The organism is Oceanibacterium hippocampi, assembly GCF_900172325.1.
Lineage (GTDB): Bacteria > Pseudomonadota > Alphaproteobacteria > Sneathiellales > Sneathiellaceae > Oceanibacterium > Oceanibacterium hippocampi.
Window position 1 is genome coordinate 2,217,360 of the sequence record NZ_FWFR01000001.1, and the last position, 15,922, is coordinate 2,233,281.

Here is a 15,922-nt window from a genome sequence, read left to right on the forward strand (position 1 = left end):
AATGCAGACCAGCCTCGCTATTCGATAATCATCAGGGTCTGGCCGAATTCGACCGGTTCCTCGTTGCTCACGAGAATCCGCGACAGCGTGCCGCTGGTCGGGGCCGGAATCGGGTTCATGGTCTTCATCGCCTCGACGATCAGCAGGGTCTGGCCCTTGGTGACGCTGTCGCCGACGCGGACGAAGGCCCCGACGCCGGGTTCGGGCGACAGGTAGGCGGTGCCGACCATCGGCGAGGTGACGGCGCCCGGATGGTTCTTCGGGTCGCTGTCGGTCGCCGCTGCGGCCGCGGCCGGCGCGGGCGCTGCGGCCGGCGCGGCGGCGACGGGCACGGCTGCGGCCTGCGCGCTCTGCGAGGTGCCGAGCGAGACGCGGATCCGTGTCGTCTCGTCCTCCCACTCGATCTCGCCGAGACCGGTTTCGTGCAGCAGGCCCGCGAGTTCGCGGATCGCGTCGGTGTCGATCTTCCCTTTGCTCATGTCGCTTCCGGTCAGTCCGTCGTTTCGTTCAGGATATGGGCGATGGCGTCAATCGCCAGCAGGTAGCTCTGGGCGCCGAAGCCCGCCACCATGCCACGGACCGCCGGCCCGAGATAGCTGTGGCGGCGAAAATCTTCGCGCGCATGGATATTCGACAGATGGACCTCGATCGCCGGCAGTGCAACCGCGAGCAGCGCGTCGCGCAGCGCGACCGAGGTATGGGTATAGGCGGCCGCGTTGATGATGATGCCGTCGAAGCGGCCCGCCGCCTCCTGGATCCAGCCGACCAGCTCGCCCTCGTGGTTGCTCTGGCGGAAATCGGCCGACAGGCCGAGCGCCGTCGCCTTTTGCACGCAGGCGTCCCGGATGTCGTCCAGGCTCGCACGGCCATAGATGCCGGGCTCGCGCCGTCCGAGCATGTTCAGGTTGGGGCCGTTCAGGATGAGGATGGATGATGCCATGTCTTCGCTTTTGCGCGCGAACGAAGAGGTCCGCCGGGCGTCTGTATAATCGCTTTTCGGGCAGGGGGAAAGTCTTGCGCCGCGTGCCCTGTCGGAGCCCGGCATCGGCCGGCCCGGCTTGTCAGTCCGCCTGTGGCCTACCATAATCAGGGTAACGGTCTGCCCAGCTGACGAAACGGAAAATACCGATGCGTTTAACGATCAATGGTGAGGCGCGCGACGTTGCCGACGCCCTCACGGTCGCCGATCTGCTTGTCGAACTCGGCCTCGACGGCCGCAAGATCGCCTTCGAGCGGAATCTGGAAATCGTGCCGCGGTCTGCCTACCAGGCGACCAGCCTCGCCGACGGCGACCGGCTCGAGATCGTCCATTTCATCGGTGGCGGCTCGGGCCTGGCGGCCGCCGCGCCGGACGACGACGACATGCTGGAGGTCGCCGGGCTGCGCTTCCGCTCGCGCCTGCTGGTCGGGACCGGCAAGTACCGCGATTTCGAGGAGACCCGCCGGGCGATCGAGGCCTCGGGCGCGGAAATCGTCACCGTCGCCGTGCGCCGGGTGAACATCACCGACCCGAAACAGCCGATGCTGGTCGACCACGTCGACCCGAAGAAATACACCTACCTGCCCAATACCGCGTTCTGCTACACCGCCGACGAGGCGGTCCGGACCCTCAGGCTGGCGCGCGAGGCGGGCGGCTGGGAACTCGTCAAGCTCGAGGTCCTGGGCGACCACAAGACGCTCTATCCGGACATGCTGGAAACCCTTCGCGCGGCCGAAGAGCTGATCCGCGACGGCTTCAAGGTCATGGTCTACTGTTCCGACGACCCGCTGATGGCCAAGCGGCTGGAGGATCTGGGCTGCGTCGCGATCATGCCGCTCGCGGCGCCGATCGGCTCCGGTCTCGGCCTCCAGAACCCGGTCAATATCCGCATCATCATCGAGCAGTCGTCGGTCCCGGTGCTGGTCGATGCCGGCGTCGGCACCGCCTCCGACGCGGCGCTGGCCATGGAACTCGGCTGCGACGGCGTGCTCATGAACACGGCGATCGCCCATGCCAAGGACCCGGTCATGATGGCCCACGCCATGCGGCACGGCGTCGAGGCCGGCCGCCTGGCCTACCTGGCGGGGCGGATGCCGAAGAAGTTCTATGCCGATCCGTCCTCGCCGCTCGCCGGGCTGATCTGACCGGTCAGACGCCCTCGGGTTCGGCCTGGGCCTCGCCGGTTTCCGGCTGCAGCGCCAGCGCGCGATCCTGCAGCCGGGTGAGGATCTGGTCGAGGCGCTGCAGGTCGCGGGCCGGCAGGGCGGCCAGCAGGTCGCGTTCGTAATCGAGCGCCAGCGGCACGATCTCGTCGTAAATCCGCTTGCCCTCGGCGCTCATCTCGAGGATCGAGCGGCGCCGGTCGGCGGTGTCCTGGCGCCGGTCGAGGCGCTTCGCCCGGACCAGGCGGTCGACGGCACGGCTGACCATGACCTTGTCCATCGCCGATTTCTCCGCCACCTCGTTGGCGGAGATGCCGGGATTGGCGCCGAGCACGGCAAGTACCCGCCACTCGGGCACGGTCAGCCGGAATCGATCGGCGTAGACGCGGGCCAGGTTTCGGCTGACGATGTTGGTCAGGACCGACAGCCGGTAGGGGATGAAATGGCCGAGGACGAGTGAGTCCTGGTCGGTGTCGCCGGACCCGGCTGCGTTGCCCGCCATGCTCTGGCGGGTCGGTCGGTCGAGGGTCATGGCGGGTGATGTCCCACTTGCAATTAGTTTCGGATGAAACTACTCATGGCATGAGCAGACGGTGGCCCGGCCGGCCGGGCCGCGCCAAACCACGGGAGAATGCCGATGGCTGACCTTTTCGACAACCCCATGGGTACCGATGGCTTTGAATTCGTCGAATATACCGCGCCCGACCCGGAAGCGCTCGGACGGCTGTTCGAGAGCATGGGCTTCCGGCCCGTGGCGCGCCACCGTTCCAAGAATGTGACGCTCTATCGCCAGGGCGACGTCAACTTCATCGTCAACGGCGAGAGCGACAGTTTCGCCCAGTCCTTCGCCCGGGTGCACGGGCCGAGCGCCTGCGCCATGGCCTTCCGGGTGAAGAATGCCGGGGAAGCCTACAAGCGGGCGATCGCCAACGGCGCGTGGGGCGTCGAGAGCACGGTCGGGCCGATGGAGCTGAACATCCCGGCGATCAAGGGGATCGGCGATTCGCTGATTTACCTGGTCGACCGTTACGGGCCGCGCGGCACGATCTATGACGTCGACTTCCTGCCGGTCGAGGGCGAGAGCCTGACGCCAGACGGTGTCGGCCTGACCTATGTCGACCACCTGACCCACAACGTCCATCGCGGCCGCATGAACGAATGGGCGGATTTCTACGAGCGGCTCTTCAATTTCCGCGAGATCCGCTATTTCGATATCGAGGGCCAGGTGACCGGTCTGAAGAGCCGGGCGATGACCAGCCCCTGCGGCAAGATCCGCATCCCGATCAACGAGAGCTCGGACGACCAGTCGCAGATCGTCGAATACCTGAATGCCTATCATGGCGAGGGGATCCAGCATATCGCGCTCGGGACCAGCGACATCTATGCCACCGTCGAGGCGCTGCGCGCCGGCGGCGTCGCCTTCCAGACCGTGCCCGACACCTATTACGACCAGGTCGGTGCCCGGGTGCCAGATCACGGCGAGGATCTCGAACGGCTCGCCCGTAACCGGATCCTGATCGACGGCGCGCCGACCGAGGGGCAGGGGCTGCTGCTGCAGATCTTCACGGAGAACGTCATCGGCCCGATCTTCTTCGAGATCATCCAGCGCAAGGGCAACGACGGCTTCGGCGAAGGCAATTTCAAGGCGCTGTTCGAATCGATCGAACTCGACCAGATCCGTCGCGGAGTGGTCAAGGCACCGGCGGAGGCTTGAGAGCATGGCCAGGAACTGGATCAGGATTCCGCACCGGGAAGGCGAGCACAGCCGCCAGGCCCATGCCGACCTGCCCGACGGGACCTATGAGCGCGAGCTCGGCAAGGAGGGGTTCTTCGGCCCGGCGACGCACATGTACCATGCCCATCCGCCGACCGGCTGGAGTTCGTGGGAGGGGCCGCTCCGGCCGCGCGCCTTCGACACCACGAAGCTCAACAAGGCCGGCGACAGCCCGTGGGAGGCCCGCCATCTGCTCGGCAACGCCTCGGTCAAGCTGCGCGCCTGGTCCTGCGACGCGCCGATGGATCACCTGGTGCGCAATGCCGATGGCGACGAGCTGATCTTCATCCACCAGGGTGCCGGCGAGCTCTATTGCGACTATGGCCACATGACGGTGCGCGACGGCGACTACGTGATGCTGCCGCGGGCGACGATGTGGCGGCTCGAGCCGAGCGCGCCGGTCCGGGCGCTGCTGATCGAGGCGACCAACGATTCCTTCCAGTTGCCGGAGAAGGGCCTGGTCGGCGCCCATGCGATCTTCGATCCGGCGATCCTCGACGTGCCGGCCCTGGACGACGCCTTCCGCGCCCAGCAGGGCGACGACCCCTGGCGGGTCGTGGTCAAGCGCCGCGACCAGCTGTCGACCGTGAGCTATCCCTACAATCCGCTCGACGCGGTCGGCTGGAAGGGCGACCTCATGCCGGTGCGCGTCAACTGGCGCGACATCCGCCCGCTGATGAGCGCCCGCTATCACCTGCCGCCGTCGGCGCATACCACCTTCCTGGCCGGCCGCTTCGTCGTCTGCACCTTCTGCCCGCGGCCGATCGAAAGCGATCCGGGGGCGCTGAAGGTGCCGTTCTTCCATTCGAACGACGATTACGACGAGGTGATCTTCTATCACGCGGGCGATTTCTTCAGCCGCGACAACATCCATCCGGGGATGATCACCCTGCATCCCTCGGGCTTCACCCACGGGCCGCATCCGAAGGCCTTCGCCGCCGGCGCCAGGGCGAAGAAGACGGCGACCGACGAGGTCGCGGTGATGATCGACACGCGCGACGCGCTCGACATCGCCGAGGCCGCGACGGGCATCGAATGGCCGGACTATCACCGCTCCTGGGGCGGCGGGACGGCATCCGAGTAGACGCATCCGAGTAGACTGGGGAACGTGCCAGAAACCGACAGGGCGGGAACGGGATCGAGATGAAACTTGCTTCACTGAAAGGCGGCCGGGACGGCCGCCTCGTGGTCGTCAGCCGTGATCTGGAGAGCTGCCTCGAAGTGCCTGACATCGCGCCGACCCTGCAGGCGGCGCTGGACGACTGGAAGACCGCCGCGCCGCGCCTGAAGGCGGTCGCCGAGAGCCTCGATGCCGGCACGGCGAAGGGCGCGAGGCCGTTCGATCAGGCCGCCGCCGCCTCGCCGCTGCCGCGCGCCTACCAGTTCGTCGACGGCTCGGCCTATCTCTACCATGTCGAACTGGTCCGCAAGGCCCGCGGCGCCGAGATGCCCGAGGGGCTGAAGACCGATCCGCTGATGTACCAGGGGCTCTCCGACAGCTTCATCGGCCCCCGCGACGACATCCTGGTGGCGTCCGAGGATTACGGCATCGACTTCGAATCCGAGGTCGCGGTGATCACCGGCGATGTGCCGATGGGCATCGACGCGCGGGCGGCGCGCGCGCATATCCGCCTCGTCATGCTGATCAACGACGTCTCGCTGCGCGGCCTGATCCCGGGCGAACTCGGCAAGGGCTTCGGATTCCTGCACGGCAAGCCGGCGAGTGCCTTCTCGCCGGTCGCGGTGACCCCGGACGCGCTCGGGCCCGCGTGGGACGGCGGCAAGCTCTCGCTGCCGCTGGTCAGCACCCTGAACGGGGCCGAGTTCGGCCATCCGGATGCCGGCGAGGACCTTGCCTTCGATTTCGGCGCGCTCATCGCCCATGCCGCGAAGACCCGGGCGCTGTCGGCCGGGACCATCGTCGGCTCGGGCACCGTGTCCAACCGTCGCGAGGGTGTCGGTTCGAGCTGCCTGGCCGAGAAGCGGATGATCGAGACGATCGAGCAGGGCAAGCCCTCGACGCCCTTCATGCGCTTCGGCGATCGCATCCGGATCGAGATGCGCGACGAGGCAGGCGCCTCGATCTTTGGCGCCATCGACCAGACGGTCGTCCGCTACGAGGGCTAGGCGGGGCAGGGGCGCGGCGCTGGGGCTGGCGGGCCGAGCCTACTCGGCCGCTTCCGAGGCGTAGATCGACTGCTTCGGCCGTGCCATCACCCGGTTCAGCATCGGCACGAAGGCCTCCAGCGGCATGCTGTCGTAGTTCGGATCGAAGGCCGGCCCGTCGTACTTGGCGCAGAATTCCGCCGTCTGTTCGAAGCCCGGATGACCGCGGAACCGTTCGCGCATGTTGCGGTCGCGGCCGATGTGATGGAAGAAGTAATAGCCCTGGAAGATGCCGTGCTGCTCGACCATCCAGTGGTTCTCGGGCGAGACGAAGGGCTTGAGCACGGCGGCGGCAATGTCCGCATGGTTCCACGGGCCGAGCAGGTCGCCGATGTCGTGGATCAGGGCGCAGACAACGTATTCCTCGTCGCGGCCGTCGCGGTGGGCGCGCGTCGCGGTCTGCAGCGAATGTTCCAGCCGGTCGACGGCGAAACCGCCGCAATCGCCCTCGAGTCCGCGGAGATGGCCGAGAACCCGTTCCGGCAGGGCGCCGGCAAAGGCCGCGTAATGCGGGCCGATCGCCCGCCAGTCGGCCTTCGTGCTGTCGGCCATGTTGGTGAAGCTCGCGCGCGGAAGCTCGTCGTCGTTATCGGCCATGGTCGTCTCCTCCTGGGCGGTCGGCGCGTTCAGCTGTCGCCGCGCGCCTGCCTCACGATCTCGCGGAACTGGTCGGCCGTCAGCGCGCCCGGATAGACCTTTTCGCCGACCACGAACGCCGGCGTGCCGGTGATGTCGAGGGCCTGGGCGAGGGCATAGCTCCGGCGGATGACGGCGACGATCTCCTCGGAGGCCATGTCCTGCTGCAACTTCGCGGTGTCGAGGCCGACCGAGGCGGCGAGCGCCAGCACCCGGTCCTCGCCGAGGTTGCCCTCGTTCGCCATCATGGCCTCGTGGAACGCTAGGTAGCCGTCCTGGTGGACGGCCGCCAGCGCGGCGCGGGCGGCGGTCACGCTGTCCTTGCCGAGCACCGGAAATTCCTTGAGCACGACGCGGATGTTGCCGTCCGCCTCCAGGACCTCGGCGAGCGCCCGGTGGGCGCGCTTGCAATAGGGGCAGCGGTAATCGAAGAACTCGACGATCGTCACGTCGCCGTCCGGGTTGCCGAGGATCGGCGACGTCGGATCGTTGAACAGGCCGTCGGCATGGGCAACGACGCGATCCTTCAGCGAATCCTGGCGCGCCGCCTGCTCGCGCGCCTCGAGCGCCTGCAGCGCCTCGACGATGACCTCGGGGTGCTCGATCAGGTATTCGCGGACGATTTCGCGGATGCGCGCCTCCTGGGCCTCGTCCAGGGACTCGCCGGCCTGCGCGCCGGTGACGCCGAGAAGCGTGACGGCGAGGGCCAGCGCGGCAAGGAAGGTTCGGATGGCGGTCATGCGATTCTCGCGAAACGGGGAACGTTTGGCGCATCTTGAGGGCGCGCAGGATGCATCACAAGGAAAATTCCCGTGAGCGGGTGCCTGACCCGGAGCGCCTCAGCCGCGGTGCCGCGTCTGGGCGACGGCGCGCCGCCAGCCGGCGCAGAGCGCGTTCCGCCGCGCCGCCGGCATCTGCGGCTCGAAGCGCCGCTGGCGCTGCCAGATCTCCGCGATGGTCGCCTGGCTGGCATAGAATCCGGTGGCGAGCCCGGCCAGGTAGGCGGCGCCGAGCGCCGTCGTCTCGGTCACCACCGGGCGCTCGATCGGCAGGTCGAGGATGTCGGCGAGGAACTGCATCGCCCAGTCGTTGGCGACCAGGCCGCCATCGACGCGGAGCGCGTTCGGCGCCGCCGCGCCTTCCGCGCGCATGTCGGCGGCCATCGCCTCCATCAGGTCGCGGCTCTGGTAGGCGACGGATTCGAGGGCCGCGCGGGCGATCTCCGCGACACCGGTGGCGCGGCTCAGGCCGACCAGGGCGCCGCGCGCGTCCGGGTCCCAGTAGGGCGCGCCGAGCCCGGTGAAGGCCGGCACCAGATAGGCGCCGCCGGTATCGTCGATGCCGGCGGCCAGCGCCTCGGTCTCGTGCGCCGAGCCGATCGCGCGCAGGCCGTCGCGGACCCATTGCACGGCGGCACCGGCGACGAAGATCGAGCCCTCCAGCGCGTAGGTGGTCCGGCCGCCGATCCGCCAGGCGATGGTCGAGAGCAGGCGGTTGGACGAGGTCACGACCCTGTCGCCGGTATTCAGCAGCATGAAGCAGCCGGTGCCGTAGGTGCTCTTGACCATGCCGGGCTCGAACAGCGCCTGGCCGAAACTCGCCGCCTGCTGGTCGCCGGCCATCCCGGTGATCGGGATCGCGCGCCCGAAGATGCGGCTGTCGGTGACGCCGAGCTCGCCGGAACAGTCGCAGACCGTGCCGAGCACCGCGCGCGGGATGCGGAACAGGCCGAGCAGCTCATCGTCCCAATCGTTGTCGTGGATGTTGTAGAGCATGGTGCGGGCGGCGTTGCTCGCGTCCGTGGCATGGACCCGGCCGCCGGTCAGATGCCAGAGCAGGTAGCTGTCGACAGTGCCGAAGGCGAGCTTGCCGGCCTCGGCCAGGTCGCGCGCGCCGGCAACGTTGTCGAGCAGCCAGGCGAGCTTGCTGGCCGAGAAATAGGCGTCGACGACAAGGCCGGTCCTGGCCGCGATGATGTCCGCCGCGCCTTCCTGCACGATGCGTTCGCAATGGGCCGCCGTGCGCCGGTCCTGCCAGACGATGGCATTGTGCAGCGGCTCGCCCGTCTCCCGGTCCCAGAGCAGGGTGGTTTCGCGCTGGTTGGTGATGCCGATCGCCTCGATCGTCTCGACGCCGGCCTGCTCGACCACGTCGCGCGCGACCTGCAGGCTGTCGCTCCGGATCCGTTCCGCGTCATGCTCGACCCAGCCCGATTGCGGGTAGATCTGCGGCAGCTCGACCTGCGCCGTGACGCCGGGCCTGCCGTCACGGTCGAACAGGATGGCCCGCGTGGATGTCGTTCCCTGGTCGATGGACAGGATATGGCGGCCTGCCGGCATCGCGCCCCCCTCGCTGCTGTTCGTCGGTTTCTTTTGCGGCGATCTTATTCGGGTTTCGAGGCGGCCGCGAGAATATCGTCGGCCCGCTGGCGGCTGGGCGTGCCTTCGGGCAGCTTGTCGATGGCGCGCTGGGCGAAGATCCGCGCGTCGCGCTTGTTGCCGCCGAGCAGATGCTGCTCGGCGCTGGCGAGCGCCGAGAGGCCAAGCTGGTCGTCGCGGCCGAGGGCGATGGCAAGCTGCTGCCAGGCGCCGCGATTGTCGGGTTCGTAGCGGACCACTTCCTCGAGCTCGCCGATCGCCTGGCGATAGGCCTCGGGCCGTTCGGTGGCAATCAGCGCCCGGGCGTAGAGCAGCCGGAGCAGGGGCGAGGCGGGTGCCAGCCTGACCGATTTCGCCAGCGGCTCCAGCGAGTCCTCGATCTTGCCGTTCTCGAACAGCATCTGGCCCTTCAGCTCCCAGAAATAGGGATCGTCCGGCCATTCGGCGAGGAGGCTGTCCATTTCCGCCGCCGCCTTGGCGAAATCCGGCTTGAGATGATAGGCAATCGCCCGGGCGTAGCGGGCAACGAGGCTGGTGTCGCTGGTCGGGTAGGTCTGCAGCACCTGGTTGAGCGGCTTGATGAAGCCGATGAGCTTGGCCCGCATGCGGTCGTGGCGGATCACCAGGTCGGGATTGTTGGGGGTCTTCGCGTAGGGCGAGGCGTTGACCCGGCGTTCCAGCGCCGCGATACGGTCGCGGCTCAGCGGATGGGTGCGGGCATAGGGGTCCTGGGAGGCGGAGAGCAGCATCTCCTGCTCGCCCAGCAGTTCCAGCACGTCGATCATGCCTTTTCCGGTCACGCCGACATTGTCCAGGTAGCTGATCGCCGCCTGGTCGGCCGAGGCTTCCTGGGTCTGGCTGTATCTCAGGTAATTCTGCTGGGCGACGCCCTGGCCGCCGAGGATGATCGCCGATCCGGCCTGGCCGGCACCGGCAACGATCGCCGCGGCGCCGAGGATGTAGCCGATGATCGCCGCCGTCGTGGCGTTCTCGATCGCGTCCTTTCCGCGGGCCAGGTGGCCGCCGGCGATGTGGCCGGTTTCATGGGCGATCACGCCCATGAGCTGGTCGGGCTTCTCGGTCCGCATGATCAGGCCGGTGAACAGGAAGATCCGCTGGCCGCCGGCGACGAAGGCGTTGATCGAGTCCGATTTCACCAGGTGAACGCGGACGACCTCGCTGTCGAGCCCGGCCGCCTCGAAGATCGGCAGCGAGTAGAGCCGGATTGTATCTTCGATTTCCGCGTCGCGGATGATAGGAAGGGACGGGCGCGCAAACGCACCCGTCACATCGGCGAACAGGAAGCCGAACAACGCGAAGATTGTCAGAAAGCGTCGGAGCAAGGTCATATCACCATTGTCAGGGCTTGAAGGTAGGGACCGCCGGGAGGCGCGTCAATGCAAGGGGGGCAAACTTGCCTCCGGACTCCGTCTCGGCCGGGCCCTGCCGCTGCTCGCCGGGCTGCTGCTCGCCGGCTGTGGCGCCTCGGTTCCCAAGGGAACGGTCGGCAGCGTCGAAGGGTTCCTCGGCGGCGCCGTCGCCGACGAGCCGCGCGCGGCGCTGGTCGCCCGCGAGATCCTGTCCGCCGGCGGCAACGCCGTCGATGCCGCGGTCGGTCTCTACTTCACGCTTGCCGTGACCTATCCGTCGGCGGCCGCGCTTGGCGGCGGCGGTCGCTGCCTGGTTTACCAGGCGCGCAAGAACGAGATCGAGAGCCTGGACTTCCTGCCCGGCGTGCCGAGCGCGGGCGGGCCGGTCGCGATCCCGGGCTCGATGCGCGGCATGGCCGCGATGCAGGCCCGCTACGGCGACCTGCGCTGGGCCGCGCTGCTCTCGCCGGCCGAGAATATCGCGCGGAACGGCGAGCGGGTGTCGCGGGCGATGGCCCGTTCGCTCACCGCCTTCGAGGGCCGTTCCGATGGCCGGCTGGCCCCGCTCCTGCGCGACCAGCAGGGCGCGCTGCTGAAAGAGGGGACGCCCTATCGCCGGATCGGCCTTGCCGGCCTGATCAGTCGGCTGCGGGCGCAGGGCGGTGCCGCCTTCTACGGCGGCCAGATCGCCGCCGACTTCGTCGCCGATACCGCCGCGCTCGGCGGCCGGCTGACGGTCGAGGATCTGCGCAACTACAAGCCGCGCTGGCAGAAGACCCGGACGGTCGAGATCGGCGATCTCGAGGCGCATACGACCAGCGACGAGGACGGCGAACGGGTCGCGGCGGCGCTGACGGCGCTCGAGGATGGCGGCCAGGTGGCAGCCGATTCCGAGGCCACGGCCGATTATGCCAGCACCAGCTTCCTCACCGTCGACCGCCAGGGCAATGCCGTCGCCTGCGCGGTAACCATGAACCGGCCGTTCGGGATTGCCGATCTGGCAGCCATTTCCGGCACCATTCCGGCCGCCGCCGACAATCCGTCGAAGGGACCGGCGCCGCTGCTCGTCGCCTTCAACCGCTATACCGACCAATTCTATGGCGCGGCGGTCGCGACCGGCGGGGCACGGACACCCGAACGGGTCGCCGCGGCCGCCTTCCGGATGCTTCGGAAACGCGACGATGCGGGGCAGGCGATGGCGCACAGCAAGGGCGGGCTGCTCAATCTCGCTGTCTGTCCCGAGGGTCTGCCCGACAAACCGAAGAGCTGCCGCGCCGTCAACGATCCGGCCGGCTTCGGCCTCGCCAGCAGCGCCGACAATTACTGAGTGGCAGGCATGACCTTCTCGAAGCGTAGTGACGTCGATCCCTTCATCGTCATGGAGGTCATGAAGGCGGCGGCGGCGCGCGCCGCGGCCGGCGGCGATGTCCTTCACATGGAGGTCGGGCAGCCGGGCACCCCGGCGCCGCGCCTGGTCCGGGAAGCGGCCAAGGCGGCGATCGACAGCCAGGTCCTGGGCTACAGCGACGCGCTCGGCCTGCCGGCACTGCGCGAGTCGATCGCCGGCCATTACCGCGAAACCTATGGCGTCGACGTGGGGGCGGAACGGATCGCCGTCACGACCGGCTCTTCCGGCGCCTTCCTGCTCGCTTTCCTGGCGCTGTTCGATCATGGCGAGCGGATCGCCCTCGGCCGGCCCTGCTACCCGGCCTACCGCAACATCCTCCGTGCCCTCGGGATCGAGGTGGTCGACATCCCGGTCGGGCCGGACAGCCGCTTCCAGCCGACCGTGGCCCATCTCGACGCCGTCGAGGGTCCGCTCAAGGGCCTGCTGGTCGCCAGTCCCGCCAACCCGACCGGCACGATGCTGGAACTCGACGACTACCGCGCGCTATCGGCGGCCTGCCGGGCGCGGGGGATGCGGCTGATTTCCGACGAGATCTACCACGGCATCACCTACGAACGACCGGCGGTGACGGCGCTGGCCGTCGATCCGTCCGCCATCGTGGTCAACTCCTTCTCGAAATATTTCTCGATGACCGGCTGGCGCGTCGGCTGGATGGTCCTGCCGCCGGACATGGTTCGCCCGATCGAGCGGCTGGCCCAGAGCTTCTATATTTCCGTGCCGGTGGTGAGCCAGTGGGCGGCGCTCGCCGCCTTTTCGGCGCGCGAGGAACTGGAGGCCAATGTCGCGGCCTATGCGCGCAACCGGGCGGTGCTGCTGGAGGCATTGCCGAAGGCCGGTTTCGACCGGCTGGCGCCGGCCGACGGGGCCTTCTACATCTACGCGGATGTCAGCCGGCACACCAACTCGGCAACCGATTTCTGCAAGGAGATGCTGGCCGAGATCGGTGTCGCGGCGACGCCGGGGACGGATTTCGATCCGGTCGACGGCGAATCATACGTGCGCTTTTCCTTCGCGGGCGCGGAGCCCGAGATTGCCGAGGCCGCCCGGCGCATCGTCGGCTGGCCAAGGCTTCGCACGGCGGGCAGGGGCTGAGCCCGGCCTGATCGGTTAACGCCGAAGGGCGGGCGAGGGGGCGCAACGCACTCCGCTCGACCCGCCCGTCGGGTTGTCAGGTCAGCGGTCGAACCGCCGCCAGCCGGGTTGACGGCGCGTCAGTCGCGCCGCCGCCACCAGCCGAGCCGGATACGGCGCTTGCCTTCGGCCTTCTCGTCCTCGCCGTTGCCGGCGTCGACGGTTTCCGGTGTCGGTTCGTCGGCGCTGTCGGCGACCTGCTCGTTGGCCGGTTCCGGCAGTGTCTCAACCCGTTCGGTCTCGGCGATATCGTGCGCCATCGCCTCGTCCCGCACGGCTGCTGTCTCGACCGGCGGCTCCTCGACCGGAGCGTCCTCTGTGCCAGCGGCCGCCTGCTCGATCGCCGGCTGCTCGCTCGAAACGGTTTCCGGGGCAGGGCTTGCGGCCACCGGTTCCGTCGTGCTGGCGGTCTCGGTCTCGGCCACGGTTTCGGCTCCAATTTCGGCCGGCGTCTCCTCGACCTTCTTGGCGCGCGGGCTCCGGCGTCGGCGCTTCGGCTTCTCCGGCGCCGTCTCGACGGCCGCTTCGACCGTCTCCGCGGCGGGTGCCTCGGCCACCTCCGCAGCGACCGGTTCGGCGGGCTCCGCCGCCTGTGGCATGTCGGGGGTTTCCTCGGCTGCCGGCCGTGCCGCGTCGATATCGGCGCTCGCGGCGCCCGACACGATGCCGACGTCCGGCTGTTCGCCTTCGCCCGGCATCACGGCCGGTGTGTCGCCATCCTGGGGCTGTTCGCCCGAAGTCGTGTCGCGGTTGCCCTCGTCACCCTGAACGGCAGTCGACGTCTCGGTCGACGATTCGTCGCCGGACCGCCGGCGGCGCCCGCCGCGACGGCCGCGACGGCGGCGCTTGGGCTGACCCTCCGGCTGTTCGCCATCGGCGGCGGCGGGCCGGGATGCGGCACCGCCATCGCTGTCGCCTTCCTCATCGTCGCTCTGCTCGGACGCCTCATGGCCCTGCTGGGCATGGCCCTCGCCATCGCCGGGTTTCCGGCGGCGGCGGCGGCGGCGGCGCTTGCTCGGTGCGGCCTCGCCGTCGCTGTCCGCGCTCGGCGTTTCCGCGACCTCGATCTCGGGCTCGTCGTCGTCCTCGTCCTCTTCAGGCGGCGGGGCGAGCGCGACGGCGGTCTTGCCGCGTTCCTCCTCCGGCTTGGCGACGGTCCGGTCGAGCCGGTGGTCCGGCGGGATCAGGCTCGGATCGGCATAGACAAAGGCGCGCATGCCGTAGCGACCTTCGATCGCCTGCAACGTGTCGCGCTTCTGGTTGAGCAGGTAGATCGCGGTGTCGGTGTCGACATGCACGGTCAACGCCGAGGTGCGATCACGCACGCCTTCCTCCTCGATCGCGCGGAGGATGTGCAGCGCGGTCGATTCGGTGGAGCGGATATAACCGGTGCCCTGGCAATGAGGGCAGGGCTCGGTGCTCGCCTCGAGCAGGCTCGGCCGCATCCGCTGGCGCGACATCTCGAGCAGCCCGAAGGCGCTGATCCGGCCGACCTGAATGCGGGCACGGTCGGATTTCAGGGCATCCTTGATCCGCCGTTCGACATTCCGGTTGTTGCGATTCTCCTCCATGTCGATGAAGTCGATGACGATCAGTCCCGCCAGATCGCGCAGCCGGAGTTGCCGGGCGACCTCGTCGGCCGCCTCCAGGTTGGTCTTGTAGGCAGTATCCTCGATCGAATGCTCGCGCGTCGCCTTGCCCGAGTTGACGTCGATCGAGACCAGCGCTTCGGTCGGATTGATGACGATGTAGCCGCCGGAGCGCAGCGTCACGGTCGGCGAATACATCGACGCGAACTGCTGCTCGACCTGGTAGCGCTGGAACAGCGGGAGCGGCTCGCGGTAGGCTTGGACCTTCTTGGCATGGCTCGGAATGAGCATGCGCATGAAGCTCTTCGCGGTCTTGTAGCCTTCCTCGCCCTCGACCAGGATCTCGTCGATATCCTTGTCGTAGAGGTCGCGGATCGAGCGCTTGATCAGGCTCGCCTCCTCGTAGACGAGGCATGGCGCGATCGACTTCAGCGTGGTCTCGCGGATTTCGTCCCAGGCACGCAGCAGGTAATCGTAGTCGCGCTTGATCTCCGCCTTGGTCCGGCTCAGGCCGGCGGTCCGGACGATGACGCCGGTGCCTTCCGGAACCTCGAAGGAGGAGACGATTTCCTTCAGCCGCTTGCGGTCGGTGAGATTGACGATCTTGCGGCTGATTCCGCCGCCGCGCGCGGTGTTCGGCATGAGCACGCAATAGCGGCCGGCCAGCGACATGTAGGTGGTCAGCGCCGCGCCCTTGGTGCCGCGCTCTTCCTTGACGACCTGCACGAGCAGGATCTGGCGGCGCTTGATGACTTCCTGGATCTTGTAGTCCCGGGCCCGATGTACCGCCCGCTTCTGGCGCACATCGTCGAGCTCGTCGCCGCCGACGCTCTCGACCGCGTGGGTCTCGCCGTTGGCGTCCTCAGTGCCGTCATCGGCACCGTGCTCGGCGTCGGACTGGCCGGACTGGTCCGCATCCGACGCCGTCTCGGCGTTGCCGGCCTGGCCCTCGTCGTCCTTCTTGGAGCGCCGGCCGCGGCCGCGCCTCCCGCGGGGCCGTTCGACGTCGGCCTCTTCCTCCTCGACGGCGGCGCGTTCGGCCGCCTTGGTCTGCTCGATCAGTGCCTCGCGATCGGCGACCGGGATCTGGTAATAGTCCGGGTGGATTTCGCTGAAGGCGAGAAAGCCGTGCCGGTTGCCGCCATATTCGACGAACGCCGCCTGAAGCGACGGTTCGACGCGGGTTACCTTGGCGAGGTAGATATTGCCCTTGAGTTGCTTCTTCGTCGAAGTCTCGAAATCGAACTCTTCGAGCCGCGTTCCCTTGACGACGACAACACGAGTTTCCTCGGCGTGTGTCGCGTCGATCAACATACGCGTAGCCATTT

The 15,922-nt window shown here is 68.3% G+C and carries 14 protein-coding genes; 6 read left to right on the forward strand and 8 right to left on the reverse strand.

The features are described 5' to 3' along the window. Window positions 1-17 precede the first annotated feature (17 nt). Both accB and aroQ read right to left on the reverse strand, forming a co-directional pair. On the reverse strand, window positions 18-479 hold the full coding sequence (accB, locus tag OCH7691_RS10540; protein ID WP_085883324.1) for an acetyl-CoA carboxylase biotin carboxyl carrier protein: 462 nt from the start codon (window positions 477-479) through the stop codon (window positions 18-20). 11 nt (window positions 480-490) lie between these two features. Beyond that, window positions 491-940 carry a type II 3-dehydroquinate dehydratase gene (gene aroQ, locus OCH7691_RS10545; RefSeq protein ID WP_085883325.1) on the reverse strand — a complete coding sequence of 150 codons (450 nt, stop codon included), beginning with the start codon at window positions 938-940 and terminating at the stop codon, window positions 491-493. 188 nt (window positions 941-1,128) lie between these two features. On the opposite strand from aroQ, the gene thiS reads away from it, so the two are divergent. Beyond that, complete coding sequence (gene thiS / locus OCH7691_RS10550; RefSeq protein ID WP_085883326.1) at window positions 1,129-2,124, forward strand: sulfur carrier protein ThiS; 996 nt, start codon at window positions 1,129-1,131, stop codon at window positions 2,122-2,124. Window positions 2,125-2,128: 4 nt separating this feature from the next. Here the strand turns inward: thiS and OCH7691_RS10555 are convergent, their stop codons facing one another. Next, a complete protein-coding gene (locus OCH7691_RS10555) occupies window positions 2,129-2,674 on the reverse strand; it encodes a MarR family winged helix-turn-helix transcriptional regulator (protein ID WP_217807897.1) in 546 nt (181 codons plus the stop codon). 105 nt (window positions 2,675-2,779) lie between these two features. Between OCH7691_RS10555 and hppD the strand changes: the two genes are divergently transcribed. Genes hppD through OCH7691_RS10570 form a run of 3 tightly spaced genes read left to right on the forward strand, consistent with a single transcriptional unit; the run spans window position 2,780 to window position 6,043 of the window. Then, window positions 2,780-3,856 (forward strand): 4-hydroxyphenylpyruvate dioxygenase, encoded by a 1,077-nt coding sequence (gene hppD / locus OCH7691_RS10560; protein ID WP_085883327.1) that lies wholly within the window; start codon window positions 2,780-2,782, stop codon window positions 3,854-3,856. Between the two features lie 4 nt (window positions 3,857-3,860). Then, window positions 3,861-5,000 (forward strand): homogentisate 1,2-dioxygenase, encoded by a 1,140-nt coding sequence (locus OCH7691_RS10565; protein WP_085883328.1) that lies wholly within the window; start codon window positions 3,861-3,863, stop codon window positions 4,998-5,000. 59 nt (window positions 5,001-5,059) lie between these two features. Further along, window positions 5,060-6,043 carry a fumarylacetoacetate hydrolase family protein gene (locus OCH7691_RS10570; protein WP_085883329.1) on the forward strand — a complete coding sequence of 328 codons (984 nt, stop codon included), beginning with the start codon at window positions 5,060-5,062 and terminating at the stop codon, window positions 6,041-6,043. A gap of 39 nt (window positions 6,044-6,082) precedes the next feature. On the opposite strand, the gene OCH7691_RS10575 is transcribed toward OCH7691_RS10570, so the two are convergent. The 4 genes from OCH7691_RS10575 to OCH7691_RS10590 all read right to left on the reverse strand — a co-directional run bounded on the left by OCH7691_RS10575 (window position 6,083) and on the right by OCH7691_RS10590 (window position 10,445). Next, window positions 6,083-6,679, reverse strand: a complete 597-nt coding sequence (locus OCH7691_RS10575) for an HD domain-containing protein (RefSeq protein WP_085883330.1) — start codon at window positions 6,677-6,679, stop codon at window positions 6,083-6,085. A 29-nt stretch (window positions 6,680-6,708) separates the two neighbouring features. Further along, window positions 6,709-7,458, reverse strand: a complete 750-nt coding sequence (locus OCH7691_RS10580; RefSeq protein WP_085883331.1) for a DsbA family protein — start codon at window positions 7,456-7,458, stop codon at window positions 6,709-6,711. A 99-nt stretch (window positions 7,459-7,557) separates the two neighbouring features. Further along, the gene (glpK, locus tag OCH7691_RS10585) at window positions 7,558-9,057 is read right to left on the reverse strand and encodes a glycerol kinase GlpK (protein ID WP_085883332.1); all 1,500 of its coding nucleotides are present in this window, start codon (window positions 9,055-9,057) and stop codon (window positions 7,558-7,560) included. A 44-nt stretch (window positions 9,058-9,101) separates the two neighbouring features. Beyond that, window positions 9,102-10,445, reverse strand: coding sequence for a M48 family metalloprotease (locus tag OCH7691_RS10590; protein WP_085883333.1), 1,344 nt, complete (start codon window positions 10,443-10,445; stop codon window positions 9,102-9,104). Window positions 10,446-10,452: 7 nt separating this feature from the next. On the opposite strand from OCH7691_RS10590, the gene OCH7691_RS10595 reads away from it, so the two are divergent. Both OCH7691_RS10595 and OCH7691_RS10600 read left to right on the forward strand, forming a co-directional pair. After that, window positions 10,453-11,793, forward strand: a complete 1,341-nt coding sequence (locus OCH7691_RS10595; RefSeq protein WP_176244994.1) for a gamma-glutamyltransferase — start codon at window positions 10,453-10,455, stop codon at window positions 11,791-11,793. 9 nt (window positions 11,794-11,802) lie between these two features. Next, window positions 11,803-12,966: a pyridoxal phosphate-dependent aminotransferase gene (locus OCH7691_RS10600; protein WP_085883334.1), complete on the forward strand. Its 1,164-nt coding sequence runs from the start codon at window positions 11,803-11,805 to the stop codon at window positions 12,964-12,966. A 119-nt stretch (window positions 12,967-13,085) separates the two neighbouring features. Here the strand turns inward: OCH7691_RS10600 and OCH7691_RS10605 are convergent, their stop codons facing one another. Then, window positions 13,086-15,920 carry an Rne/Rng family ribonuclease gene (locus OCH7691_RS10605; RefSeq protein ID WP_085883335.1) on the reverse strand — a complete coding sequence of 945 codons (2,835 nt, stop codon included), beginning with the start codon at window positions 15,918-15,920 and terminating at the stop codon, window positions 13,086-13,088. Between the last annotated feature and the right edge of the window lie 2 nt (window positions 15,921-15,922).

Excerpts from the sequence above, each read along its gene's own strand:
- accB (WP_085883324.1), bottom strand. The coding sequence starts at position 479 with ATGAGCAAAGGGAAGATCGACACCGACGCGATCCGCGAACTCGCGGGC.
- aroQ (WP_085883325.1), bottom strand. The coding sequence starts at position 940 with ATGGCATCATCCATCCTCATCCTGAACGGCCCCAACCTGAACATGCTC.
- thiS (WP_085883326.1), top strand. The coding sequence starts at position 1,129 with ATGCGTTTAACGATCAATGGTGAGGCGCGCGACGTTGCCGACGCCCTC.
- OCH7691_RS10555 (WP_217807897.1), bottom strand. The coding sequence starts at position 2,674 with ATGACCCTCGACCGACCGACCCGCCAGAGCATGGCGGGCAACGCAGCC.
- hppD (WP_085883327.1), top strand. The coding sequence starts at position 2,780 with ATGGCTGACCTTTTCGACAACCCCATGGGTACCGATGGCTTTGAATTC.
- OCH7691_RS10565 (WP_085883328.1), top strand. The coding sequence starts at position 3,861 with ATGGCCAGGAACTGGATCAGGATTCCGCACCGGGAAGGCGAGCACAGC.
- OCH7691_RS10570 (WP_085883329.1), top strand. The coding sequence starts at position 5,060 with ATGAAACTTGCTTCACTGAAAGGCGGCCGGGACGGCCGCCTCGTGGTC.
- OCH7691_RS10575 (WP_085883330.1), bottom strand. The coding sequence starts at position 6,679 with ATGGCCGATAACGACGACGAGCTTCCGCGCGCGAGCTTCACCAACATG.
- OCH7691_RS10580 (WP_085883331.1), bottom strand. The coding sequence starts at position 7,458 with ATGACCGCCATCCGAACCTTCCTTGCCGCGCTGGCCCTCGCCGTCACG.
- glpK (WP_085883332.1), bottom strand. The coding sequence starts at position 9,057 with ATGCCGGCAGGCCGCCATATCCTGTCCATCGACCAGGGAACGACATCC.
- OCH7691_RS10590 (WP_085883333.1), bottom strand. The coding sequence starts at position 10,445 with ATGACCTTGCTCCGACGCTTTCTGACAATCTTCGCGTTGTTCGGCTTC.
- OCH7691_RS10600 (WP_085883334.1), top strand. The coding sequence starts at position 11,803 with ATGACCTTCTCGAAGCGTAGTGACGTCGATCCCTTCATCGTCATGGAG.
- OCH7691_RS10605 (WP_085883335.1), bottom strand. The coding sequence starts at position 15,920 with ATGGCTACGCGTATGTTGATCGACGCGACACACGCCGAGGAAACTCGT.